The sequence below is a fragment of the Poritiphilus flavus genome, from assembly GCF_009901585.1.
Lineage (GTDB): Bacteria > Bacteroidota > Bacteroidia > Flavobacteriales > Flavobacteriaceae > Poritiphilus > Poritiphilus flavus.
Genome location: NZ_WXYO01000005.1, coordinates 264,605 through 288,064, shown reverse-complemented (window position 1 = coordinate 288,064; position 23,460 = coordinate 264,605). Strand labels below are relative to the sequence as shown.

General features: G+C 44.5%; 22 protein-coding genes. 9 read left to right on the top strand and 13 right to left on the bottom strand.

Annotated elements, in window-relative coordinates; all coding sequences use genetic code 11:
- Window positions 1-77: 77 nt before the first annotated feature.
- From GTQ38_RS11560 to GTQ38_RS11540, 5 genes are all read right to left on the bottom strand, one after another.
- Window positions 78-1,613: a DUF4301 family protein gene (locus tag GTQ38_RS11560; protein WP_161435677.1), complete on the bottom strand. Its 1,536-nt coding sequence runs from the start codon at window positions 1,611-1,613 to the stop codon at window positions 78-80.
- On the bottom strand, window positions 1,610-2,173 hold the full coding sequence (locus GTQ38_RS11555; RefSeq protein ID WP_161435676.1) for an AAA family ATPase: 564 nt from the start codon (window positions 2,171-2,173) through the stop codon (window positions 1,610-1,612). The genes GTQ38_RS11560 and GTQ38_RS11555 overlap by 4 nt, the downstream gene beginning before the upstream one ends.
- Window positions 2,128-2,766, bottom strand: a complete 639-nt coding sequence (gene pnuC, locus GTQ38_RS11550) for a nicotinamide riboside transporter PnuC (RefSeq protein WP_161435675.1) — start codon at window positions 2,764-2,766, stop codon at window positions 2,128-2,130. The genes GTQ38_RS11555 and pnuC overlap by 46 nt, the downstream gene beginning before the upstream one ends.
- A complete protein-coding gene (locus GTQ38_RS11545; protein ID WP_161435674.1) occupies window positions 2,750-3,010 on the bottom strand; it encodes a thiamine-binding protein in 261 nt (86 codons plus the stop codon). The genes pnuC and GTQ38_RS11545 overlap by 17 nt, the downstream gene beginning before the upstream one ends.
- A gap of 825 nt (window positions 3,011-3,835) precedes the next feature.
- Window positions 3,836-4,471 (bottom strand): 4'-phosphopantetheinyl transferase family protein, encoded by a 636-nt coding sequence (locus GTQ38_RS11540; RefSeq protein ID WP_161435673.1) that lies wholly within the window; start codon window positions 4,469-4,471, stop codon window positions 3,836-3,838.
- A 120-nt stretch (window positions 4,472-4,591) separates the two neighbouring features.
- Here GTQ38_RS11540 and ahcY point away from each other — a divergent pair, with 120 nt between their 5' ends.
- Window positions 4,592-5,908, top strand: coding sequence for an adenosylhomocysteinase (ahcY, locus tag GTQ38_RS11535; RefSeq protein ID WP_161435672.1), 1,317 nt, complete (start codon window positions 4,592-4,594; stop codon window positions 5,906-5,908).
- 65 nt (window positions 5,909-5,973) lie between these two features.
- Here ahcY and GTQ38_RS11530 read toward each other — a convergent pair whose 3' ends face one another.
- From GTQ38_RS11530 to GTQ38_RS11520, 3 genes are all read right to left on the bottom strand, one after another.
- A complete protein-coding gene (locus tag GTQ38_RS11530) occupies window positions 5,974-6,504 on the bottom strand; it encodes a lipid-binding SYLF domain-containing protein (RefSeq protein ID WP_161435671.1) in 531 nt (176 codons plus the stop codon).
- A gap of 85 nt (window positions 6,505-6,589) precedes the next feature.
- Window positions 6,590-7,348, bottom strand: a complete 759-nt coding sequence (locus GTQ38_RS11525) for a LytR/AlgR family response regulator transcription factor (protein ID WP_161435670.1) — start codon at window positions 7,346-7,348, stop codon at window positions 6,590-6,592.
- Window positions 7,349-7,350: 2 nt separating this feature from the next.
- Window positions 7,351-8,457 carry a sensor histidine kinase gene (locus GTQ38_RS11520; protein ID WP_161435669.1) on the bottom strand — a complete coding sequence of 369 codons (1,107 nt, stop codon included), beginning with the start codon at window positions 8,455-8,457 and terminating at the stop codon, window positions 7,351-7,353.
- Between the two features lie 249 nt (window positions 8,458-8,706).
- On the opposite strand from GTQ38_RS11520, the gene GTQ38_RS11515 reads away from it, so the two are divergent.
- The 6 genes from GTQ38_RS11515 (at window position 8,707) to GTQ38_RS11490 (ending at window position 14,200) form a co-directional block, all read left to right on the top strand.
- Window positions 8,707-11,094 carry a TonB-dependent receptor gene (locus GTQ38_RS11515; protein ID WP_161435668.1) on the top strand — a complete coding sequence of 796 codons (2,388 nt, stop codon included), beginning with the start codon at window positions 8,707-8,709 and terminating at the stop codon, window positions 11,092-11,094.
- Window positions 11,095-11,104: 10 nt separating this feature from the next.
- A complete protein-coding gene (locus GTQ38_RS11510; protein WP_161435667.1) occupies window positions 11,105-11,242 on the top strand; it encodes a hypothetical protein in 138 nt (45 codons plus the stop codon).
- 15 nt (window positions 11,243-11,257) lie between these two features.
- On the top strand, window positions 11,258-12,079 hold the full coding sequence (locus GTQ38_RS11505; protein WP_161435666.1) for an SDR family NAD(P)-dependent oxidoreductase: 822 nt from the start codon (window positions 11,258-11,260) through the stop codon (window positions 12,077-12,079).
- A complete protein-coding gene (locus GTQ38_RS11500) occupies window positions 12,076-12,621 on the top strand; it encodes a hypothetical protein (RefSeq protein WP_161435665.1) in 546 nt (181 codons plus the stop codon). The genes GTQ38_RS11505 and GTQ38_RS11500 overlap by 4 nt, the downstream gene beginning before the upstream one ends.
- Before the next feature lie 84 nt (window positions 12,622-12,705).
- Window positions 12,706-13,227 (top strand): 5' nucleotidase, NT5C type, encoded by a 522-nt coding sequence (locus GTQ38_RS11495; RefSeq protein ID WP_161435664.1) that lies wholly within the window; start codon window positions 12,706-12,708, stop codon window positions 13,225-13,227.
- Between the two features lie 4 nt (window positions 13,228-13,231).
- Window positions 13,232-14,200 carry a nucleoside hydrolase gene (locus tag GTQ38_RS11490; RefSeq protein ID WP_161435663.1) on the top strand — a complete coding sequence of 323 codons (969 nt, stop codon included), beginning with the start codon at window positions 13,232-13,234 and terminating at the stop codon, window positions 14,198-14,200.
- A 10-nt stretch (window positions 14,201-14,210) separates the two neighbouring features.
- Here the strand turns inward: GTQ38_RS11490 and GTQ38_RS11485 are convergent, their stop codons facing one another.
- The 5 genes from GTQ38_RS11485 to GTQ38_RS11465 all read right to left on the bottom strand — a co-directional run bounded on the left by GTQ38_RS11485 (window position 14,211) and on the right by GTQ38_RS11465 (window position 19,741).
- Window positions 14,211-15,230, bottom strand: coding sequence for a phytase (locus GTQ38_RS11485; RefSeq protein ID WP_161435662.1), 1,020 nt, complete (start codon window positions 15,228-15,230; stop codon window positions 14,211-14,213).
- 60 nt (window positions 15,231-15,290) lie between these two features.
- The gene (locus GTQ38_RS11480) at window positions 15,291-18,125 is read right to left on the bottom strand and encodes a TonB-dependent receptor (protein ID WP_161435661.1); all 2,835 of its coding nucleotides are present in this window, start codon (window positions 18,123-18,125) and stop codon (window positions 15,291-15,293) included.
- Window positions 18,126-18,322: 197 nt separating this feature from the next.
- Window positions 18,323-18,583, bottom strand: coding sequence for a 50S ribosomal protein L27 (rpmA, locus tag GTQ38_RS11475; RefSeq protein ID WP_161435660.1), 261 nt, complete (start codon window positions 18,581-18,583; stop codon window positions 18,323-18,325).
- Between the two features lie 40 nt (window positions 18,584-18,623).
- Entirely contained in the window at window positions 18,624-19,163 is a 540-nt protein-coding gene (gene rplU / locus GTQ38_RS11470; protein WP_161435659.1) for a 50S ribosomal protein L21, read from the bottom strand.
- Between the two features lie 122 nt (window positions 19,164-19,285).
- A complete protein-coding gene (locus tag GTQ38_RS11465; RefSeq protein WP_161435658.1) occupies window positions 19,286-19,741 on the bottom strand; it encodes a DUF4199 domain-containing protein in 456 nt (151 codons plus the stop codon).
- Between the two features lie 304 nt (window positions 19,742-20,045).
- On the opposite strand from GTQ38_RS11465, the gene GTQ38_RS11460 reads away from it, so the two are divergent.
- Complete coding sequence (locus GTQ38_RS11460) at window positions 20,046-21,368, top strand: M16 family metallopeptidase (protein ID WP_161435657.1); 1,323 nt, start codon at window positions 20,046-20,048, stop codon at window positions 21,366-21,368.
- A gap of 12 nt (window positions 21,369-21,380) precedes the next feature.
- The gene (locus GTQ38_RS11455; protein ID WP_161435656.1) at window positions 21,381-23,459 is read left to right on the top strand and encodes an insulinase family protein; all 2,079 of its coding nucleotides are present in this window, start codon (window positions 21,381-21,383) and stop codon (window positions 23,457-23,459) included.
- Window position 23,460: the final 1 nt, after the last annotated feature.

Below are 23,460 nucleotides of genomic sequence, written 5' to 3'. Positions count from 1 at the left end.
CGATTCTAAAAGTGTGTAAGATTTACACACTTATCTACCGCTGTTCATTCAGACAAGAATGATCAATTAGGGATGTGTCAGACCTGGTGTGCAGGCTTTAGGAGATCGTTCACCGTCTTTACCGGGTTAAAGGTAACTAAGGGTACTTCTACAAACACCGTATTCCAAAAGGCCATTCCGCCATTCCAAAGTCCGGGTAACTCCAGAGCCTTGAGCTCTTTTCCCTCCTGGGTCTTGGAGGTAATAAAGCCTTGCTTTTTGTCCACAAAATTCAGGAGATTGAATTTCTCACCCTTGTGATTCCGAACACCGCAAACCAAATCAACCGGATTGAAATGGGTGGAACCCTTAAAAATACCCTCTTGTGTTTCGTCTGACATATCCACCTGGGCAGACTCAACAATCTGTAGGGATACGTGCCCATGGCGATCTGTGATCCAGAATGGTCCACCACCTGGCTCTCCTTCGTTCTTAACCATCCCACAAATACGAATGGGCCTGTTGATCTTATCTTTAAGTACTTCTATTTGTTCTGCGATACTAAAACTTGAGAATTTCTCCGAAAAGCGTACATTGAGTTGGTCTTCCAAAAAAGCTTTGATCTCTTCCAGCTGACCCACTTCCAGGGTCCCGGTCTCCAGTAATTCGGCCATTCTGAAAGTCTCTTTTTGCAGCCGCAAGAGAAGGCCTGCCAGTACTTTTTTGCCATTGCCCACCTCAACCGCGTATTTGGGTACTACTACATTGTCTATGTTTTTAATAAAGATAATATCCGCATGCTGTTCGTTGAGGTTTTCAATAAGTGCTCCATGACCTCCTGGCCGGAATAGTATAGTGCCATCAGAATTTCTGAAAGGTTCATTTTCCAGGGTAACAGCTATAGTATCCGTTGAGGCTTTTTGGTAAGAATAGCTAACGTGATATTCCGTTCCGGTCTCTTCCAGAACCCGTTCTTTTATAGCCTCAAATTCTTTTGAAAACAGGGATATGTGTTGTTCTGAGATGGTAAAATGCAAATGTGCTTCCCCATCTACAGCAGCATAATCACTGGCCTCCTTTAGGTGTTCTTCAAAAGGAGTGGCGGTGTACTTTCCATAGTCGTGAAAAGGCAACAAACCCTTGGGGTAAAATCCAAAATTGAGGCCTTCTTCCAACAACATTTCCCGGACAAAATGGACGGCCTTCTCATTTTCAGACAATTTTTTGTCCTCTAGGCGTTCCTCTATCTTCTTATAAAAGGGAAAGCGGCTGAGACCGTTAAAAAAGTTCCTGAGCTGTGCATTTCCGGTACGCTCAATAAAGCTGTCAAGATCTTCTTTTGGATCATATGAATCCAGAAACGCAAACAATGCTTTGAACATTCTGGAGGCTGCTCCTGAGGCCGGAACGAACTTCAGCAGAGACGTATTTTTTTTATGGGCATCAAAGTCCGAAATCAACGCGGTTTCTTCGGCCTCGGTAAACTTTAGTATACCGTCTGATACAATTGCAGGCTTTGCCAGTTCAACAAAGGGAATTCCTTCTTCAAATGTTTCAATCTGATCCAGAACTTGCTTTTGAGAGATGTCCTTATTAGCGAGTAATTGCAAATCTTGCGCTGAGAATGTCGTCATTTCTTCAGTAGTTTATCAATATGGTGTATTGCCAAAGATAAGCGGGACTCTTTGTCTCCCTTTAAAGTAACGAATTTCTTATCATATTTTTCAAGTGTTTGCTTGAAATATTGGAACATGCGTTCCCGCTCATCAGGCTTGTCTCTTAGGTCGTCTTTCTCCCAGGGAATGTCTATAAAAGTTAGAAAATAAAGGTCATAACTGTTTTTCAGAGCGTATTTCTCCAAAAGCGGATCACAGTAACCAACGTAATAGGCCTCGGAGTATACCTTGGTCTCCAAAAGATCCGTGTCGCAGATAAGCAGTTCTTCGGCTTGTTCCGACAGGGAATTTTCCAGATGCATTTGGCCTACTGCAATGGGAAGCAGGTCTTCGGGTTCGCAGGTTTTTTGTTCCCTGTCCCACTTATCCTGAAGATATTCCCTGGCATACTCGGGTACCCATGCGGTGTTGTAATGCCTTGCAAGTTGTTGTGATAAAGTAGTTTTCCCAGTGGATTCCGGGCCGTATACAACTACCTTAATAAGGTCTGTGGGCTTTTGTTTAAGTGCTTCTTCCATGCGATATACCCGTAAACGGCAATTACGGTAAACAGCAAATACTGCAGGGACGTAAAGATAAGTCCTTTGTACAAATAAAGTGGTACGGAGATGATATCACCTATGATCCAATAAGTCCAATTCTCCAACTTTTTGCGGGCCATAAGCCACATTCCTACAAAAAATATGGCTGTAGTCAGGGTATCCACGTAGGCTGTCCAATTATTAAATTTTTCAAAAACGATATAGACTACAGCAACAAAGATCACGGTACCCCCGAAGAGCGCTATTGACCATACCTTTTCCTTATCCGTTGTCCTGGTTATAGGGATAAAATGGGTTGCATCCACTTTTCGGGTCCAGACGTACCAGCCATAGACGCTCATAGAGAAGTAGTACGCGTTAATAAGCATATCTCCGAGTAAGCCAAAAATCCAAAGTATATAAACAAAAATTCCTGTACTGATAATACCGGTGGGAAACACTAGGATATTCTCCTTTTTAGCATACCAAACACTAAGAAAACCAAAGAGCACCCCTATCATCTCCAGGACGATCAAATAATCGGGGGTGTCTGCGTATTGGGCAAAGATCCAGTCAAAAATGTGGCTCATAGTCGCTGCGGTCAGATTTCACGATCTTCATGTACAGTAAGCCCTTGTCCATCAACTGAAAAGCGGCTTTGATCTCACTTTGAAGCAAGCTCATCAACTGATCGTAATCGCCGTAAATCTGGGTACTTAACGGATTTTCAAGCACGGTAAAACCTGAGGACCTCAGGCTCTTGATAAAATGGATGATGGGTTCTTCAAAATCCTGTTGTAGCGGACTTAGGGTTAATTCTACGGAGATATTCATTTCTATTGGCAAAGCTTAGATGAAGGTAAATCTACTTATTCATTCCGCAAATATAGGTATAGTGGGGGAACAGTTGGCAGTAGGCAGTTGACGGTGGGCAGTGGCAGTGAGCAGTAATCAGTGAACAGTAAACAGTGAACAGTTCTGCTTCACTTCTTTACGGAGCATAAATTGGTGATATACAATATCTGATTTACGATATACGATTTGAGAAATGAGATATGCGATTAGCGATTAGCGATTAGCGATTAGCGATTAGCGAATTTAGTCCATAAAAGCTTTCAACTGGCAGTTCAAGGCGGTTACCAATCTTCAAATTTTAAAATTGTCACATTCTCAAATTTCATTAATTCCACATTTTTCAACAATCCAATAATCCACCTCCTCATTTTCACATTTTCATATTGACTCATTGTCTTTCCTGCTTTTGAATTGCAGTCAAATCAAATAACTTGAGATTGGGGTGGGGTTTAGAACCCCTTGTTCAGTAGGCAGTCCCCCTTCGCCAAGGCTTCGGAGGATGAATTCAGTTAGCAGTTGGCATTTGACAGTAATCAGTGAACAGTAATCAGTGAACAGTAATCAGTGAACAGTAATCAGTGAACAGTAAACAGTCTTCCTTCCAAATTGAACTTGATCTTAAACTTAGGCTTGGACTTAATCTTCACCTTTCCTGCTTTTAAAATGCAGTTAAATCAAATAACTTGAAATTGGGGAGGGATTCAGAATCCCCCGCATTCAGCCTGAACTTAAACTTATACTTATACTTTGACTTAAACTTAGCCTTAGACTTAGACTTAAACCTGGACTTGATCTTATCCCAATTCAACCCATCTTTAAGGCATATACACAGGTGAATCCTTCAAATTCCAGGAAGGAGATCTCGTAATTTGACTTTTTACCCTTGTAAAAGATCTCACCACTTAGCTCCATGGCAGACATGGCAAAGTCATTGATATAAATGTGGTGAAGAAAACTAAGCCCCGGGGTGGCGTAAATCTTATAAAGCGACTCTTTAGCACCCCAGACAATAGTCAGTTTCTGAATGAGCGCTTCTGTGTTTGCAATTGTGCGGTATTCCTCAATAGGCGTAAACTTATGGGCTATGCGTAGTATCTTCTCACGTTGTTTTTCTATATCTATACCAACCTCTTTGGACTTGCTGACTATGATACCTGTGAATTCGTGAGAGTGCGATATGGAAATAAAATTCCCGTCCTTTAAATGAGGTTTCCCAAAATCATCATAATGAAGATCAAAATCCGTATACCCCACCTGCTTCAACAAATGCCTGATGCTAAGAAATGCCCTTCGATGCAATTCAGACTTCATTCCATCCATCCGACGCTGACAAACATCTGTAAGTTTTACCTCAGAAGCAAGCTCATCTTCCGGCTCTGTAACCTTCCAGACATAGGCCGTAACCCCCTGTTTTACCGATATTTTTTTATAAAGAGGCATGAGATGATCAAAGTTATCATTACCTTTGCAAGCGGGAAATTCGAGAGGTCAACTACACTACCTTAGACAGTTGACATTCTGAAGGTTCCTACTTAACGAAAGTAAAATAAAAAAAAAGATATGAGCACCAAAACAATACCTTATGTTCCGTACAAGGTAAAGGACATTTCCCTTGCAGATTGGGGAAGGAAGGAAATTGAACTGGCTGAGGCCGAAATGCCCGGTCTGATGTCTTTGCGCGAAGAATACGGAACCCAGCAACCATTAAAAGGAGCGAGAATAGCCGGATGTCTGCATATGACAATTCAGACTGCTGTACTCATTGAAACCTTAGTCGCCCTTGGAGCAGAAGTGACCTGGAGTAGCTGCAACATTTTTTCTACTCAGGACCATGCCGCCGCAGCGATCGCAGCTGCCGGAATTCCGGTTTATGCCTGGAAAGGTATGACTGAAGAAGAGTTTGACTGGTGTATTGAGCAAACCCTTTTCTTCGGGGAAGACCGCAAACCGCTGAACATGATCCTGGACGACGGTGGAGACCTCACTAATATGGTATTGGACAGGTATCCTGAGCTCACCCCGGATATCAAAGGATTGTCTGAGGAGACCACTACCGGGGTTCACCGCCTGTACGACAGGGTAAAGAACGGAACCCTTCCCATGCCAGCCATCAATGTGAATGACTCCGTAACAAAGTCGAAATTTGATAACAAATACGGTTGCCGGGAGAGTGCTGTAGATGCCATAAGACGTGCCACAGATACCATGCTTGCTGGTAAGCGCGTTGTAGTTGCAGGATACGGAGACGTTGGTAAAGGTACAGCCGCCTCCTTCAGAGGGGCAGGTGCCATTGTGACTGTCACTGAAATTGACCCTATCTGTGCGCTACAAGCCTGTATGGATGGATATGAAGTTAAAAAACTGGAGTCTGTAGTTGGTCAGGCCGATGTGGTGATTACTTCAACCGGAAACAAGGATATTATTCGCGGAGAGCACTTCAAAGCCATGCGTGACAAAGCCATCGTTTGTAATATTGGGCATTTTGACAATGAGATCGACATGGCCTGGTTGAATGAGAACTATGGCGACACCAAAGACGAAATAAAGCCGCAAGTAGATAAGTATACCCTTGATGGGAAAGACGTTATTGTACTTGCCGAAGGCCGTCTGGTAAATCTGGGGTGTGCTACCGGACACCCAAGTTTTGTGATGAGTAATTCATTTACCAATCAGACCCTGGCTCAAATTGAGCTTTGGAACCATTCAGACAAATACGAAAATCAGGTGTATATGCTTCCAAAGCACCTGGACGAAAAAGTAGCAAAATTACACCTTGCCCGTTTGGGTGCAGAACTTACTGAACTGAAAGAAGATCAGGCAGAGTATATCGGTGTAAGTGTAAACGGTCCGTTCAAACCTGAGTACTACAGGTACTAGACCACAGCATTAGCTACAAAAATCATAAACCCTTAGCTCCCTCCGGGAAGTCTAAGGGTTTTTTCTTAAAAGGCCTTATATCCAAACTTTTGTCCGCCCACGGAGGCATCCGCCATAAGTCCGGCCTTGGGTAATGCAAAAACCGCCACTCCGTCTTTGTATTTGGCATTTACCGCTGCTCCTGATTTTAAAGCCACGGCCGAAGCTTCAGCGGCAAAAGCGAACTTCCCTTCTTTAAAGCGCATCAGGTCCACATCCGTCTCAAAAAAGATGATCTCAATTATAGCCTGGCCACCAGCCTGCAGGCCTACATTCAATTTTTTTAGATTGGCCATTCCAATGGCCTTACCGTTTTCGTAGACTACGCCATTCCCGGAAGCTCCTCCTATAATAAAGCCTCCTTTCCCCACATTCGGAAAAAGCACATAACCTGCGGATTGATCAAAAAAGCTTTTTAACCCAGGACTGGTCTTTAGCAGGGTCTTCTTCGCCTTTTTGGCGTCATTCATGATTTTCTTATCTTTTTTGGACTGTGCCTGAAGCCCGAATGCTACCAATAGAAGTATTGCAGCGGACATTGTTCTAAGTGATCTCATAGGTATTTGTTATTGTATACACAAGGTACTTCATTTTACACCATTGCAATAAGGATTAACAGAATTTAAGGAAATAGGGGCCAGATTACATATCCAGCCACCTTTTAAAATTGGTAGTGCGTTCCCTGGAGACAATGATCTGATCCTCATCTTTAGGCTGCAACTTCAATAACAGACGGCTGTTAAAATAAGTATGTATTTCCTTTACAGCGCTTACCGCGACCATGAACTTGCGGTTGATCCTGAAAAACTGCACAGGATTCAATATTTGTTCCAATTGGTCTATGGAATATTCGATCGGATAACTCTGACCTCCAAAAGTATAGAGGTAGATAAGGCCTTCATGTGATTTGAAATACGCTATATCGGCGACATCGAACGCTTTAAACTGATTTCCCACTTTTACCATGAAACGATGCTTGTACTCCTTACGGAATAACGCTTTGAGCTCCTGAAGTTTTATAGGGTTTATCAATTCATCCGAATGGTTATTACTCCTTCTGTATTTTCTCAGTGCCTTGTCCAGATCAGCTTTGGCTATAGGTTTCAGGAGGTAATCCAGGCCATTGTATTTAAATCCCCTTATGGCGTATTCATTATAGGCCGTTGTAAATATTACAGGTGGATGATCTTCTATAGCATCCAGTATATCAAAACCATAGCCGTCGTTCAGCTGAATATCCAGGAATATCAGGTCTGGCATAGGATTGTCATCAAACCACTTAAGCCCGCTTTCCACAGAAGTGATCTCTCCTGTAATCTCTATCTCCGGTGCCAGCTCATTTACCAGGTTTGCAAGCCTCCGCGATGCAATTCGTTCGTCTTCTACGATCACGGCTTTCATACTCAGGATATGGCTAGGATTTTCATTTTATCAGCTTCGCGGTCCAACAATGGGATAATCACTTCAAAATCTCCCCGATCCTCGCGGATCAGTACTTGTTTATTGGTATAAAAAGAATATCGCTTTCGGATGTTCTTTAGCCCCAGTTGGGTAGTTTCTTCCCTAAGTTCCCTTTTTCTAAGGTTATTCTTTACGGACAAAGCTTCTTTGCCAATGGTAGAAATGTATATCTCCAAAGGTCTTTCAGCAGAATAATAATTGTGCTTCATCGCATTTTCAACCAGCATTTGTAAGCTCAAAGTAGGAACTTTGAATTCTCCGGGATCCAGGTCTATCCTGGTTTCAATTTTTATGGATTCTCTATGGCGTACTTTCATCATAAAATTAAAAGAATCCAGAAAATTCAATTCTTTTTCCAGGCTAACCAGGTCTTCTTCCCGATTATCCAGAATATAACGATAACTGGAGGCCAGCCGTGAGACAAAATCTGAGGCCAGATCCCGATCTTCATACATCAGGGAAGTAAGTGTATTCAGGCTGTTAAATAGAAAGTGCGGGCTGATCTGGCTCTTAAGGGAATTGTACTTGGAAGCGGTTACCTCACGGGTCAGATCTGCCATTTTTTGTTCAATATGTCTTTTCTGTCGCATAGAATGGTAGAAAAGATTGAATACGATTACTGTGAAACCCAGTAACATCGCCCTAAAGAAATCAATCCGGAACCTCAACCCTCGGTCATCCGGATGGATTTGGCATATTTCGTCAAATACGTAAATACCGAGGTAATAGATCAGTGCAGCAGCTGGAATGAAGAACAGCATATTTACAAAAAGTATTCGCAAACTGTTCCTTAGATCCAGGCCATCACCCTTACTGGTCTTCAATTGTCTTCGAACCAGCCAATCATTACTCTCCCAGGTAAGCATAAAGAGGAAAAAAGCAGTTCCGAAGTAGAAAAGGCTGGCGGGACTAAAAAATCCACCATCCGCCATATGCTCCTTATTAAAGGAATTGTGATCTATAGTGAGCTTAATGAGCAAATACACCCCGACGATGACGCCCACCCGGAATCCGAATTTCTTGATACCTTTTTTTGTGATTACAGCCATTAGCTTGCCAATATTCGCCTAAAGATACGGAAGTGATAGCTTCACGGAAGGTATTGGCTGTTGAATTGTAGAATTCCACCTTGAACTGACACGCGGGCCGCTGACCTGAGATCCGGACCATTTCCTATGTCTGATGCCTGTTCAAACATCAGCTCAACAACCCAATGCGAAATAATACGGTTTGCTGTTTTTCCAATTTCCTCTCAGAAATAAACTTTTCAGATTTGAACAAAGTCAAAATCGAAAGTCATGAAAAAAAGCATTTTAACCCTTAGCCTCTTATTCCTTCTCAACCTGGTATACGCCCAGACAGGAACGATCAAAGGTCTTGTAATCGACAAACAATCGGAAACCCCGCTGGATGGAGCCACTATTGAACTCTTAAACGCGGACAGGGCCACTGGAGTGATCACCGATATGGACGGAAGGTTCTCCCTGAACAATGTCCCAATAGGCAGACAAGTGATCCGCATTAGCTATATAGGTTACGAAAGCTCCACGATACCCAATATTGAGGTCACCACTGGTAAGGACGTATTCTTGAATATTCTGCTAATAGAATCTTTTAATCAGCTGAACGAAGTGATCCTTACCACAGACACCAATAAAGATCAGGCCCTGAATAAACTGGCCACGGTCTCCGCCAGGCAATTTGGATTGGAAGAAGTGACCCGTTTCTCTGGCGGCCGCAGCGATGTGGGGAGACTGGCGGCCAACTTTGCCGGAGTCTCCGCACCGGACGACAGTAGGAATGATATCGTAGTTCGGGGAAATTCCCCAACTGGTCTGTTATGGCGGCTGGAAGGCATCCCTATCCCAAGCCCTAACCACTATTCCACTGCAGGTACTACCGGAGGTCCGGTTTCCGCCTTGAATCCTAACATGCTTAAAAATTCAGACTTTCTTACCTCCGCCTTTCCGGCAGAATACGGAAACGCGGTAGGTGGAGTTTTTGATCTCGGCTTTAGAAAAGGTAATCTGGACAATTACGAATTTGCACTTCAAACCGGAATCTTTACAGGGGTAGAGGCAACCGCGGAAGGTCCCTTGGGCAAGAAAAACGGTTCCTTTCTTATCGCTGCAAGATACTCCCTGGTTGGTATTCTGGGAGTCGGGGCAGGAGGTACCAGTGCAGTACCAAACTACAATGACCTTGCTTTTAATATTGATTTTGGTAAGAGCGCCGCGGGCAGGTTTTCAGTTTTTGGGATTTTCGGAACCTCAGATATCGATTTCTTAAGTGATGAGATAGACGAAGACGACCTTTTTGCTGCTGATGACGAAGATGCCTTTGTCATCTCGCGGTTTGGCGTAGCCGGACTTAAACACCAACTGAAACTGGGGTCGAACTCCTTTCTCAGAACTGTAGTGGCCGGTTCTTTCTCCGGCAACGAATTTGACGCCAATCGCTATTTTAACAAGGATACCGCAGAAGAACGTATCATCGCCTATACCGAGGTGGATGATACGGAGACCAGGCTTACTTTCAGCACCCTTTTCAATTCTAAATTAAGCAATCGAACCTCAATTCGGGCCGGTGTATTGTTGGAAAATTTTGGGGTGGAAAGCCTGTTGAGAGACCGGGAAGAACAACCAGACGCTGATGGGGACGGGGATCCCGACTTATTCACTTTTAGGGATATAGATGAAAATGTATTGCTTGTTCAACCCTATGTGCAGGGGCAGTTCCGATTAACTGAAGACATTACGTTCAATGCCGGCCTGCACGCCCAATACAGTAACCTCAACGAACAATTCGCACTGGAACCCAGGGCAGCACTTAGTTACCAGCTGGCGCCCAACCACAAGTTGAACCTGGGTTATGGTTTGCATCAACAGACCGTTCCGCTTCCCATATTATTTCTAAATGAAGAGGTGAATGGAGAACTGGTTCAAACCAACACCGACCTTGACTTCGTTCGAAGCCAACACTATGTATTAGGATACGATGTTAAATTGGGTAGCAATTGGAGGGGAAAACTTGAGCTTTACTATCAGGATATAGACAAGGCAGCTGTGGAGCCCTTCCCCTCCAGTTACTCTACCTTAACAGAAGGAGCAGACTTTGGTTTTGACAACGACAGGGTTTCCCTGGTGAGCGAGGGCACTGGTTATAACCAGGGTATTGAACTGACCGTCGAAAAATTCTTTAGTCAGGGGTTTTACGGGCTCTTTACCAGTTCATTCTTTGAGAGCAAATACGAAGGGAGCGATGGTATTGAGCGAAACTCTCCCTTTAACAACGGTTATGTAGTGAATCTTTTGGCAGGAAAGGAGTTTAAAACCGGCCCTTCAGGAAAAAATATCTGGTTTGTAGATACCAGGTTTACTACCTCCGGCGGACGCTATTTTACCCCTGTAGACCTTGAAGCATCTCGTATATCCGGATTCGAGGTATTACAGGAAGACCTGGCTTTTAGCCAACAGTACGACGCTTATTTCCGTTGGGATGTAAAATTCGGGATAAAGATCAATAGCCGTAACAAAAAGCGCTCCCATCAGTTTTACGTGGATCTGCAGAATGTAACCGCCAATGAGAATGTCTTCGTTCGGAGGTATAACAGGTTGACCAATAATATAGACCAGGTGGATCAGATAGGGTTTTTCCCTGATTTCGGCTACCGCTTCCAATTCTAAAAAGCTTCACATGGATTCAAAAAACAAGATCCCCCGAAACCCGCTTAAGAGGAGGTCCGAAGCCTTAAGTTCCAGGAACATTTCAGCCAGGCTAAGGACCACCTTTTGGTGGGGTTGGGATAAATCTCTCAGTGTAGACAGTAAATAATCTAAACCATTTGATATGCGACTTTCAAATAAATTAAAAGCAAATTTGCTGGAGCAATATGGGCCCTGGGCCCTGATAACCGGGTCTAGCTCGGGAATAGGAAGGGAAATCGCCTTGAGGCTGGCAGAATCCGGGATCAACTTAGTGCTTACCGGAAGACAGGCTATTCAATTGGAGGGCCTTTCTGCCCTGCTGCAAGCGGAATACGCCATCAAGACCAGGACGGTGGTCGCTGATCTTTCTTCAATGTCCGAGATATACGAGTTAATCGATGCCACCAGCGACCTGGACATCGGTCTCTTTGTCGCCTCGGCCGGATATGGAACATCAGGCCTGTTTTTTCAGAACGAAGCAGCTGAGGAGCTCAGGCTACTTCAGGTAAATTGCCTTGCCCTGGCCATGCTTACCCATTACTTTTCGCGAAGCTTTGCCGAGAGGGGAAAAGGAGGGATTATTCTGCTCAGTTCCATTGTCGGATTCCAGGGGGTCCCGAATGCGGCAAATTATGCGGCATCAAAGGCCTATGTACAATCCCTGGGAGAGGCGCTTTACCACGAGCTTAAGCCCTATGGCGTCTCTGTACTGACCGCTGCACCAGGCCCGGTCAAAAGCGGATTTGCCAAGAGGGCTGATATGGAAATGGGCAATGCCCAGGAACCAGAAATAATAGGTATCCCCATTTTGAAGGCCCTTGGCAAACGCCCGACAGTCTTCCCCGGACGTCTTACAAAAACCCTTTTGTTTGGGCTGAGAACGGTTCCGAGATGGGGAAAAATACGGATCATGAAATCGGTGATGGCAGGAATGACCAAACACCAAAAATTATTGAGAACATGAAGTTAAAGGCACTGGTCATTGGCCTATTCCTTATCTTGGGTTCCCTGGTTGTCTTCTCCAATTGGCAAAAGAATATGGCACAAACTCAATTTCTCAGTCCGGAACTCAATGAGTTGGAATCCTATATAAAGTTTCGGGACAGCCTGGACCCTAAGGTCTCTAAAGTGCCAATCTCATGGCATCTGGACCATACGCTTAGGACAATCAATGAGATATATAAAGCAGTAAAAAGATCAGATCCGGATAATTACAAGGCCAGCTTCAATCCAGGCAGGTCTTTGGTGCTAATCACAAATCGTATTCCAAGAGGGCGGGCGGAATCTCCAAAGATCGTAAGGCCGCCGGATCTCATCATCACAGATAGCCTATATATTCAACTTAGACAATCCCGCAAGAACCTGAGCGCTTATGATTCCTTACCGGCAGATTCTTACTTTTCACATCCATACCTTGGAGACTTGAGAAAAAGAACTGCCAGGAAATTTCTTAAGATCCATACGGAACATCATCTTAAGATCATAAGGGATATCCTGAAACAGTGACCCTTTGCTTTATCAAAAAGTCAACTTTTAAAAAGGATTTCATTTTCAAATCCATTTTGTCGTACTTCGCAAAAAAATATTCCTATGATTCTTTTTGTGGATATGGACGAAGTGATTGCGGACACCTACGGAGCCCATATTGTACAGTATAATACGGATTTCAAGGAAAACCTGAGCCGTCAGCAATGTATGGGTGGAGAAGTCTGGCAGAGTGTCCCGGAAGAAAGACAGGAAAGTGTTAGGAAGCATGCCTGGCAACCGGGCTTTTTCAGAACACTTGAGCCCATAAAGGACAGCCAGTCCGTACTGGCTGAATTGGCTGACAAATACGAAGTATACATTGCTTCCGCCGCTATGCAATTCCCTAACTCGCTACAGGAAAAGAGCGATTGGCTGGATGAATATTTTCCCTTTATCCATTGGAAGAACCGAATTCTCTGCGGAGATAAACACATTCTCAAAGGTGATGTGCTGATAGACGATCGCGCATATAACCTGGAACATTTCGACGGGCGAAGTATTATGTTCACCTCTCCGCATAATGTGAACCAAAACGGATTTGAGCGAGCGGATTCCTGGCAACAAATAGGCGCGAAATTGCTGTAGAATTATGCATAAAATTATTATCGATACAGACCCTGGTATTGACGACAGTATGGCTATTCAATTCGCTTTTGCCTCCGGAGCGTTTGAAATCCTGGGACTTACGACTGTATTTGGCAATGTATCCATTGATATAACCACCACAAACGCACTGCGATTGCTCGATCTGCTTGACAGAAGTGAGGTCCCTGTATCCAAAGGTGCGGCTAACCCGCTGGAGGGTGTATTTGGAGGAGGTGTTCCCTTTATTCACGGGGATGACGGACAGGGAAATACCAATAAGCCACCCAGTAAGAATAAGGCTATTTCCCTCCCAGCCCACGAATTTATAATTGAGCAGGTCATGAAATTTCCGAACGAGCTTGTGCTTGTCGCTTTGGGACCTTTGACCAACCTGGCCCTGGCCCTTAGGCAAAAGCCGGAAATTCAGCACAAGGTCAAAGAGGTGGTTCTTATGGGAGGAAACCCATTTTGCCCCGGAAATGCCACACCGGCTGCCGAGGCCAATATACTTTCAGATCCACTGGCTGCGGACGAGGTCCTCGGTGCGGAATGGCCCGTAACTATGATCGGACTGGACGTTACCCATAGAACCCTTTTAAGGCGAAGCGATTTTGATGAGATCACTCAAAATCCCTCACCGATTAACAAGCACGTCACCTCCGCCTATTTGTTCTACCTGGATTTTTTCAAAAGAGCCAACAAAATTGAAGGTACCTATCTGCACGATGCCTCTGTTTTTGCCTATTTGATGCGTCCGGATTACTACACTACCGAAAATTATCCGGTAAGGGTAGCTACTCATGAAGGGGTTGGCAGAGGGAAGACCTGGCCCTCCGTCGGAGATACTGACCAGGAAGAAAGGGAAGCATTAAAGCCCTGGAAAGGCCGGCCAAAGATCAACATTTGTGTGGATGTTGAAGGCGAAAAAGTGATTGAACTTCTTAAATCCGTGCTTTTATCCGGGTCAGTGTAAAACAGGGTGTCTATGGCAGGCCCAGCATCTTCAGATCGTAAAAGAAGAACTCCCTTTCGTTATGCATGGCTACGAATAAGCCATTCGGAAAGCGTGTTCCCAGGCCAATCGTTGTCACCTCACATCCATCGGTATCCACAGTTCCGAGATTGATTGATTTTACGAAGGAATTGTCCCGGGCGGAAAATATGTTGAATTGGTTGCGCTGTTGGTCGGAAACGATCAGGTAGTTCTCACTTTCAGGCCAGGTTGTAAGGGCAATCCCCTCAATGTCCTGTTCAAAATACTCCCCTCCGAAACAACTGATCTCCTCATTTCCAAGGGCTGGATCCGCGTGATATTTACGAATGCAAACACCTTCATCGGCATAGTAGACAAAACCATTAAGGTCGTCTACAGCAATTGCTTCTATTTCCTTTTTACCGCTGAACTTACCGAATTTCCGTACCAGCCTGGCACTAAGAGAGCCATTGCCCTTACTTTCCAATACATATTGATAAATATAACCTGTGGCCGGACCTGATTTCCGACCAACAAAAGCGTATACAGCCTGGTCAATCGGCGATTTATACAAGGAAATACCCATGGGCAGGCGGTAGTCAGGGTTCTTTTCATCCTTGAATACCGGTACCCCTCCCTGGTCTAGCGGTTTCATATCCGGCACCGAAAAGATCCTGATCTGATTTCTTTCTCTTTCGGTGAAGACCATTATATCCGTGCTCACAGAATCGTTAATCGCGAAGCCGTACTCAATATCCACATTGTTTGGCCGCTTTAAATTCCGGAGAGTTTTGTTTTCAATGACTTTTCCATCAAGTCCGAAAGCATATATGGCCCCGTCTGTATCCTTGTCCGTTCCAAAAATGACACTTTGGGCTGGGTTTTCCGGATGTACCCAAATGGCTGGATCATCTGTGTCATGCAATGTTTTTTCGGTTATGATATCAGGGGTGGCATCCGGAGGAACCTGACCGCCGCATGCGCAGAGAAAAATCAATAGAAAAAAGTGAAAAACAGCTTTGTTGCTCATAATATAAAACAAACCCGGCGGAACCGGGTAAGTGTTTGTGATGTAAAATTTAACCGCTTGCTAATTGGTCTGGAACAAATCGTATTTCAAACCAAAAGTAAGCCTTCTCTCATAAAACTCAACCTGCTGAGTGCGGGAAGTTATGCCCTGATAATAGCGCAAAGGCTGGTTGGTGATATTATTCAAATCCGCATAGATACGCAGGTTCTTATTTATGGCAAAGGTGGCGTTGAAATCCAGGAATAACTGCTCGTCGTAATAACGATCATCAAACGCCCTGCCTCCTATCTCATCAATATAAGCGTCTGAGAAATTGATAGACAACCTGGCCGTAAATTTCTTGTCAGCATAACCAAGAGAACCGTTGAACATATTGGGAGCGGTATTGGGTAGATCGAGATCTGTACGCTCATCTCCGTCTTCATTGCGGATCCCGTCAGCACTTGAGGTCAGATAGGTGTAATTTAGGTAGAGACTAAAATTTTTCGCGAAACCGGGAAGGAAGTCCAACTGCCGCTGAACAGCCACTTCCACCCCGACTACCGAAGCGTCATCCCCATTTAGAGGTTGGAAGACATTAAAGCCTGTGGTTCCGGCACCCAGAGAATCATCTGTGGCCTCGCCCTGGAAAGTGTAAATGAAATCGTTGATACGTTTGTAAAAAACACCTCCGGAAAGTAAACCAACACTGGTAAAGTAGTGTTCCGCCATCAGATCGAAATTCATGGACGTGGTCGGGTCTAATTCCGGGTTTCCAACAAAGATCTCCTCATCTCCTGAAACGACATCCAGGGAAGGGACCAGGTCTGCATAGTTAGGTCTGGCCAGGGTATTGGTCCAGGCAAAACGCAGAATGGTATTATCCGTAATATCGTATTTGAGATGTACCCCTGGCATTATGTTGGTATAGGAGCTTTCTTCTGTGATCTCGCCCACTACATTTTCTTCGTCCTCAATCTGGTTTCCTTTAGCCGTAATATCTGTTGCCTCTACCCGCAAGCCCCACAAAACGCTAAAGTTATCCGTCAATTTCTGATTCGTCATCAGGTAGGCGGCATAAACGTTTTCCTCCACATCGAAGTTGGCTCTCAGGAACTCGTCAGGAACTGCTGTTCCATTGACCAGGCTAAGACCGCCCAACCAGGCCTCGTCTGCATACAATCCAGCACGGTATTGGCTTCCAGCCAGATAATCAGGATCAGTATAGTCTTTTGTGGGGACGGCAGCCAATGTGGGAAAAGTGCCTTCGAGGTCATATTCAAAGAAATTGTTATCCCTGATCTTATTCTTAAAGCGACCCCTTAATCCAAATTTGACGATCCCATCTCCTTTTCCAAAGAAATCTGCCGGCAATTCAAAGTTTATGAAAGCGTTGAAATCCTCTTCTTCAGTAAACTGGTTTTCATCAGTGATCTCTCCGAATTCAAAACTCCCAAGATCAGAGGCATCCGCCGCGGTCGTGGCAGTAAAAATGGGAAATTCAGGATCGGAATTATCGTTGTCGATACTGTATACCGATTCAAATTCGGCATATCGTTCGTTGGGTCTTTCTTCGGAAGCCTGGGCGTAAGAGCCCATCCAGTTTACCTTTAATTTGCCCCATAGGTGATCCCCACCCAGGGTGTAATTCTGCATTCTTTGGTCTTCCAGTCGCCTGTTTTCATTCCGATCTGCATCAATACCTCCTTTGGTCTGTCTTTTCACCTCTACAGGAAATCTGGTTGGTATGCCGTTAGTCACTGTAAAATCTGCGGCTCCGATGTCTTCCGAGTCCAGGATCTCCTGCTCCAGGCGGAATCGGTTTTCGCGATCGTCACGCCAGTTATACATGGTTTTGAGGTAGATAGAGTTATTGGCATCAAATTGGAAATCGAAGTTGGCAGAAAAACTTCTACGGATCCGTTGCACCAGATATGTTCTTTGTTCCAAGACTTTGGTATAAGGATTCACATCAACCTCTTCGGTGTCGCTGCCATTGAAGAATTCAAATTCATCCTCCCACTCAGCCTCAACATTATCTGAGCCAAAATCATTATCGTTGATGGAGGCTGCAACCATCCATCCGAATTTCCCGTTTGCGGTACGGTCACCGATCAGGAATGAGCCGTTTAAGATCCGCTTATCCGTAATAAAATTGATACCGGAACCTGCTGTAGCGGCCAGCCGGAAACCTTGCGGGGCAGTTCTGGTGACAAGGTTTACGGAACCTCCCAAAGCATCCGCGTCCATATCCGGAGTGACTGCCTTATTCACTTCAATAGTCTGGATCATATCTGATGGGATCAGGTCCATCTGAATATTCCTGTTATCTCCTTCGGCCGAAGGAATACGGCTTCCGTTCAGGGTAACAGAATTCAACTGAGGAGAAAGTCCCCTTACAATGATATTCCTGGCTTCGCCCTGATCTACCTGCATGGTGATCCCGGGTATACGTTTTACCGCATCCCCAATATTGGCATCCGGGAATTTCCCAATCTGATCCGTAGAGACCACATTAGTAATATTTAAGTTGTTTTTCTGCTTATTCAGAGCTTTTGCCTGACCGCTTAGTCCGTAGGCTGTTACTTCCACTCCATCCAATTCCAGGCTTTTTGGCGTCATCACGATGGAAACGGTGGTTGTTGTATTCGAAATGACCGATACTGCCTGCTCTATATCTCCATACCCCAGGTATGAAATCTGTAGTGTATAGTTACCTTCTGGTATGTCTACCATGGTGAATTTCCCGTCAAAATTGGAAATGGCTCCTTTTCCAATTGTGGAGATTATGACATTTGCTCCCGGAACGTAGATCCCGTTCTGATCTGAAATTGTTCCTTGAATGTTACCGTTTTGACCCTGTAGACAGGCGCTGAAGCTGAAGATCAGGGCAAGAGTAAATAGTGATTTCTTCATTGCTATAGTGTGGTTGTTTATTGAACCATAAAGAAATCACTTCCAAACCCTAATCGTGTTTTACAAGTTTGAAGTTTGTATTATGATTAGATCAATTCCGGCTTGATTTGATCCAATCTTTAGAAAAAAGTAAACATTTATTAACAAAAAAGCCCTGACCAGTGCGGCCAGGGCTTTAATTTTATCTGGTACAGGGCTTAGGCCTGAAAAGGTTCTATGGATACGTATGATTTACCTCCTGTTTTCTTCTCAAACTTTACGATCCCGTCTACCTTGGCATGCAAGGTATGATCTTTCCCGACATATACATTATCTCCGGGATTGTGTTTTGTACCACGTTGTCTTACGATGATATTTCCTGCAACGGCAGCCTGGCCTCCGAAGATCTTAACCCCTAAGCGTTTCGATTCCGACTCTCTACCGTTCTTAGAACTACCAACACCTTTCTTATGTGCCATGATATTTTTATTTATCCCGGATCAGGCCGGGGTTTATGATTTATTTGCTCAATGCGGCGATCAGATCAGCTTTTTTCATTGAAGAAATTCCTTCAATTCCTTTAGCCTTTGCCATTTCCTTTAATTGAGCTACAGTCTTTTTACTCAGATCTTCAACCGGCTTCTCAGCAGCTTTCTTTGGTGCTGCCTTTTTTGGAGCCTCCTTAGCTTCTACCGGAGCTGCCTTTGGCTTTGCAGCAGCTTTTGGTGCTGCAGGTTTCTTAGCGCCTTTTGCAACGATACCTTCGATCATTAGCTCTGTCAAATACTGACGATGCCCATTTTTCTTGCGATATCCCTTACGCCTTTTCTTTTTGAAGACAATTACTTTATCGCCTTTCAGATGTTTAACGACTTTAGCCTCTACAGCGGCTCCGTCTATAGCCGGGGCGCCAACAGTGATGTTCTTTCCGTCTTCCAAAAGGAGTACATTGTGAAAAGTTACCTTCTTCCCTTCGTCTTCCTTAAGTCTGTGAACATACACCTTCTGGTCTTTCGCAACTTTGAATTGCTGCCCTGCTATCTCTACGATTGCATACATAACGTGTATATTATAATTTTAGTTTTTAATGCCCTGATAACGCAAGAGCCATCTAACCAATGGGATCCATATTGCCAAGGCGGGTGCAAATATACAGCTAAATAAGGAACTGGCAAGGGATTTTAAGCCGATTTTTTCTTTAGGTTATTCGAGGTTTTAAACAACTGCATAAAGGATAAGGTAAGTACCAGGGTGGTGGCAAATCCCATAATGGCTACAGTAAAAAATACGATCCCCTCGAAATTCTTGTAATCCTCAAAAAAAACGGTGGAAAGCTCCGCTAAAAAGCCGGAGTCCAGTTCTGTGGAATACAAGGCAAAGAAGATGGTAAAGATTAGCGTTGCCACAAATCCAGTGGTCATTCCCGCGGCAAAACCCTTTCCATAGGTGAATCCATCCTTCTCCCGGAGCCTGTAGTACTTTATGGCTTCGTAAATCCCGAAGCCGGTGATAACCCCGTTAAATAAGCTGTAAAAAACATTGGTGTGAAGCCCGAACAGCGAAAGAATCAGAAAGTAAGCAATTAAACAACCGCTGGTGGCAATACCAAATCGAATAGGTAGCGCAAAAGATCTCATTCTCGAAGGCTTTTAGGTTGTGTCTTTGAATTTAATGAATCTTGTCGAATTATCCCATAAAATCTTGTTAAAGAAGTTGGGTTTTCCGTCCTTAAAAGCCTAAAAAAATTATATTCGTGTAACTTATGAACGCCCCTGCATACTAATACTTTGCGCCGGTTAATTACAGAAATCCCAATGGACTCTGAGACGAAGAAAACAGTGGTTTCGAATTGTTCCCGCCCTGGATCGCTTCCATCAAAAAAAGGGTATTTTCTGAATCTGTGACCGGCCACTTATCAAATAATTAATTAAACGCTAAAAAATGAAAAAAACAGTGCTAATGTTCTTTGTACTGCTCTTTGTTGGGAGTATGGCAATAGCCCAGGAGGTAAGTTTTGAAGAATACGACCTGGACAACGGACTCCATGTTATTTTACATCAGGACAATACGGCTCCCGTAGTGAATATTTCCGTATTCTACCATGTAGGTGCCAAAGATGAGAACCCCAATAAGACAGGTTTTGCGCATTTCTTTGAGCACTTACTCTTTGAAGGAACCAAGAACATCAAACGAGGTGAATGGGATAAGATAGTCGCCTCAAACGGAGGCAGAGGTAATGCCACCACCAATCAGGACAGGACCTATTACTACGAGACCTTCCCATCCAACAGCCTGGAGGTAGGGCTTTGGCTGGAATCCGAACGACTAATGCATCCGGTGATCAATAAGGTAGGGGTAGATACCCAAAGCGAAGTAGTACAGGAAGAACGCAGGCTACGTTACGATAACGCGCCTTATGGCAGATGGCGGGAGCAGATGTTCGTGAACCTGTTCAAAAAGCACCCTTACCGCTGGCAGACCATAGGTTCCATGGAGCACCTTGCCGGTGCTACCCTTGAAGATTTCAAGGAATTCAATCAAAAATTCTACGTGCCAAACAATGCAGTTTTGGTTGTTGCGGGGGACATCGATACGGATAAAACCAAAAAAATGATCCAGGATTATTTCGGGCCCATTCCCAGGGGCGCCAAGATCGTGCGGAAGGAATTCGTAGAAGACCCTATTGCTGAAACTATAAAAACCAAATATCACGATCCCAACATCCAGATCCCCGCCATCCTGATGGGCTACAGAACCCCGGCTCAGACGGAGCGGGATGCCTATGTGCTGGATGTCATATCTACTTACCTGAGCGATGGTAAGAGTTCCAAACTCTACAAAAAACTCGTTGACGAGCAGAAACAGGCCTTACAGGTTTTCGCTTTTAACGGATCGCAGGAAGATTACGGAGCCTATATCGTTGGGGCCTTGCCGGTTGGTGAAACATCTCTGGCTGACCTTATAGCTGAGATAGACGAGGAAATCGTAAAGATCCAAACCGATCTTATCTCGGAACGCGACTATCAAAAACTTCAAAATAAGTTCGAGAACCTTTTTGTAAATGCCAATAGCAGTATAGCCGGGATAGCCAATTCCCTGGGCACCTACCATATGCTATACGGAGACACAAACCTGATCAACACTGAAATCGATATCTACCGGTCCATAAGCCGGGAAGAGATCAAGGAAGTGGCCAACAAGTATCTCAAACCAAATCAACGTGTGGAACTGGAATACCTGCCAGAAGCACCAGTACAAAACTAAACACTACCCTATATGAAAAAAGCTATATACATCTTTGTCGCTTGCCTGCTTATGCAGGGATTGCAGGCCCAGATAGACAGAACTAAAATGCCTGAACCGGGACCATCGCCCGAGATAAACTTACAGGAACCCAAGACCTTTGAACTCAATAACGGTCTGAAAGTAATGGTGGTTGAGAACTCCAAATTACCCAGGGTTTCCATACAGCTTAGTTTAGACAACCCTCCCATTCTGGAAGGGGACAAGGCCGGTGTTTCTACGCTTACAGGAAGCCTGCTGGGGAACGGATCCAAGACCATTTCTAAGGATGAATTCAATGAGGAGGTAGACTTCCTGGGGGCTCAGATCAATTTTGGATCGCAAAGCGCCTTTGCCGCTTCACTGTCCAAATACTTCCCCAGAATATTGGAATTGCTGGCAGACGCGGCAATTAATCCAAACTTTACCGAAGAAGAATTTGAAAAGGAAAAGGCGAAATTGATCACTGCACTACAGGCGGGAGAAAAAGACGTCTCAGCCATTGCGGACCGGGTAGAAAGTGCCCTGGCCTATGGAAAGGGACATCCTTACGGAGAGTTTACCTCAGAAGAGACGGTCAATAATGTGACCCTGGGTGATGTACGCAAGTTCTATTCCGATTACTTTGTACCTGCCAATGCCTACCTGATCATTATTGGTGATGTCAAATTTGAGGAAGCCCAGGAATTGGTAACCACCCACTTTACACCCTGGACCAAGGCCTCTCCTCCTTCATTTTCATATTCAAAACCATCGGACGTTCAATACACCCAGGTAAATTTTGTGGATATGCCCAATGCCGTACAATCCGAGATCAGTGTACAGAACCTGGTAGATCTAAAAATGAAAGACGAAGATTACCTGAAGGCTCTGTTGGCCAACCGAATTCTGGGAGGTAGCGGAACAGCAAGGCTATTTCTCAATCTTAGGGAAGATAAAGGATATACTTACGGCTCGTATTCCCGAATTGGCAACGACAAATATGCCCCTGCCATCTTCAGGGCCACCGCCAGCGTTAGAAACATGGTAACAGACAGTTCCGTTGTGGAAATACTTCGGGAAATTGACCGTATAACTAAAGAGCCGGTGACCGCAGAAGAGCTTAAAAATGTGAAGGCGGAGTATGTTGGAGGTTTCGTCATTGCCCTGGAACGGCCGGAAACCATTGCCAGGTATGCCATGAATATTGAAACTGAGGGCCTACCCAAAGATTTTTACACCACCTACCTGGAGCGGATCAATGCCATTACCGCGGAAGACATTACCCATGCCGCACAGAAATATTTTGGAACGGATAAAGCAAGAATAGTGGTTACCGGAAAAGGAAGTGATGTGATTGAGAACCTTGAAAAACTCTCCTACAACGGAAAAACCATACCGATGCGCTATTACAGCAAGACGGCGGATATAAGCGAAAAGCCGGAATATGGAGCTGATATTCCGGATGGCGTTACCGTAGAAAGTGTTCTTTCCAGGTATTTTGAGGCCATAGGCGGTAAGGCGGAAGTGGATAAGATCCAATCCCTGAAACTGGTTTATGAGGGAAGTGCCATGGGAGCCACGATCAAGCTCGAAGAGAAAAGGACTGCGGATAAATATGCGCAGACCACTTATATGAATGATTCTCCTATGATGGGAGTCATCGCCAAAGGCGATGAGCTGTTTATGAAACAAGGAGGCAACAAAGTGCCTCTTCCTCCTCAAATGCAAAAAGATCTGCTGGCCTTCATGGGTATTTTCCCGGAACAGGGAATAGCCGCAAGCGGATTGGCAAAGCTTGTAGGAACAGAAAGTATTGATGGAAAGGAAGCTTATAAGATCGAAGTTCCCGGAGAAGCGGTAAAAGCCACTTACTTCTACGACACGGAAAGTGGTTTGAAACTAAAGGAGGCCACTGTGATCAGCATGAACGGACAAACACAAAATCAGGAAGTTACCTTTAAAGATTATCAGGAAGTAGACGGGATCATGTTCCCATCCCTTAAAATAGGGACCATGGGTCCACAACTCATGGAGAGTAAACTTCTGGAAGCCGTGATCAACAAAGAGGTTACTGAGGCGGATTTTGAATAAT

Excerpts from the sequence above, each read along its gene's own strand:
- rpmA (WP_161435660.1), bottom strand. The coding sequence starts at position 18,583 with ATGGCACATAAGAAAGGTGTTGGTAGTTCTAAGAACGGTAGAGAGTCG.
- GTQ38_RS11530 (WP_161435671.1), bottom strand. The coding sequence starts at position 6,504 with ATGAGATCACTTAGAACAATGTCCGCTGCAATACTTCTATTGGTAGCA.
- ahcY (WP_161435672.1), top strand. The coding sequence starts at position 4,592 with ATGAGCACCAAAACAATACCTTATGTTCCGTACAAGGTAAAGGACATT.
- GTQ38_RS11510 (WP_161435667.1), top strand. The coding sequence starts at position 11,105 with ATGGATTCAAAAAACAAGATCCCCCGAAACCCGCTTAAGAGGAGGTCC.
- GTQ38_RS11555 (WP_161435676.1), bottom strand. The coding sequence starts at position 2,173 with ATGGAAGAAGCACTTAAACAAAAGCCCACAGACCTTATTAAGGTAGTT.
- pnuC (WP_161435675.1), bottom strand. The coding sequence starts at position 2,766 with ATGAGCCACATTTTTGACTGGATCTTTGCCCAATACGCAGACACCCCC.
- GTQ38_RS11545 (WP_161435674.1), bottom strand. The coding sequence starts at position 3,010 with ATGAATATCTCCGTAGAATTAACCCTAAGTCCGCTACAACAGGATTTT.
- GTQ38_RS11455 (WP_161435656.1), top strand. The coding sequence starts at position 21,381 with ATGAAAAAAGCTATATACATCTTTGTCGCTTGCCTGCTTATGCAGGGA.
- GTQ38_RS11495 (WP_161435664.1), top strand. The coding sequence starts at position 12,706 with ATGATTCTTTTTGTGGATATGGACGAAGTGATTGCGGACACCTACGGA.
- GTQ38_RS11465 (WP_161435658.1), bottom strand. The coding sequence starts at position 19,741 with ATGAGATCTTTTGCGCTACCTATTCGATTTGGTATTGCCACCAGCGGT.
- GTQ38_RS11505 (WP_161435666.1), top strand. The coding sequence starts at position 11,258 with ATGCGACTTTCAAATAAATTAAAAGCAAATTTGCTGGAGCAATATGGG.
- rplU (WP_161435659.1), bottom strand. The coding sequence starts at position 19,163 with ATGTATGCAATCGTAGAGATAGCAGGGCAGCAATTCAAAGTTGCGAAA.
- GTQ38_RS11520 (WP_161435669.1), bottom strand. The coding sequence starts at position 8,457 with ATGGCTGTAATCACAAAAAAAGGTATCAAGAAATTCGGATTCCGGGTG.
- GTQ38_RS11490 (WP_161435663.1), top strand. The coding sequence starts at position 13,232 with ATGCATAAAATTATTATCGATACAGACCCTGGTATTGACGACAGTATG.
- GTQ38_RS11500 (WP_161435665.1), top strand. The coding sequence starts at position 12,076 with ATGAAGTTAAAGGCACTGGTCATTGGCCTATTCCTTATCTTGGGTTCC.
- GTQ38_RS11540 (WP_161435673.1), bottom strand. The coding sequence starts at position 4,471 with ATGCCTCTTTATAAAAAAATATCGGTAAAACAGGGGGTTACGGCCTAT.
- GTQ38_RS11460 (WP_161435657.1), top strand. The coding sequence starts at position 20,046 with ATGAAAAAAACAGTGCTAATGTTCTTTGTACTGCTCTTTGTTGGGAGT.
- GTQ38_RS11485 (WP_161435662.1), bottom strand. The coding sequence starts at position 15,230 with ATGAGCAACAAAGCTGTTTTTCACTTTTTTCTATTGATTTTTCTCTGC.
- GTQ38_RS11560 (WP_161435677.1), bottom strand. The coding sequence starts at position 1,613 with ATGACGACATTCTCAGCGCAAGATTTGCAATTACTCGCTAATAAGGAC.
- GTQ38_RS11515 (WP_161435668.1), top strand. The coding sequence starts at position 8,707 with ATGAAAAAAAGCATTTTAACCCTTAGCCTCTTATTCCTTCTCAACCTG.
- GTQ38_RS11525 (WP_161435670.1), bottom strand. The coding sequence starts at position 7,348 with ATGAAAGCCGTGATCGTAGAAGACGAACGAATTGCATCGCGGAGGCTT.
- GTQ38_RS11480 (WP_161435661.1), bottom strand. The coding sequence starts at position 18,125 with ATGAAGAAATCACTATTTACTCTTGCCCTGATCTTCAGCTTCAGCGCC.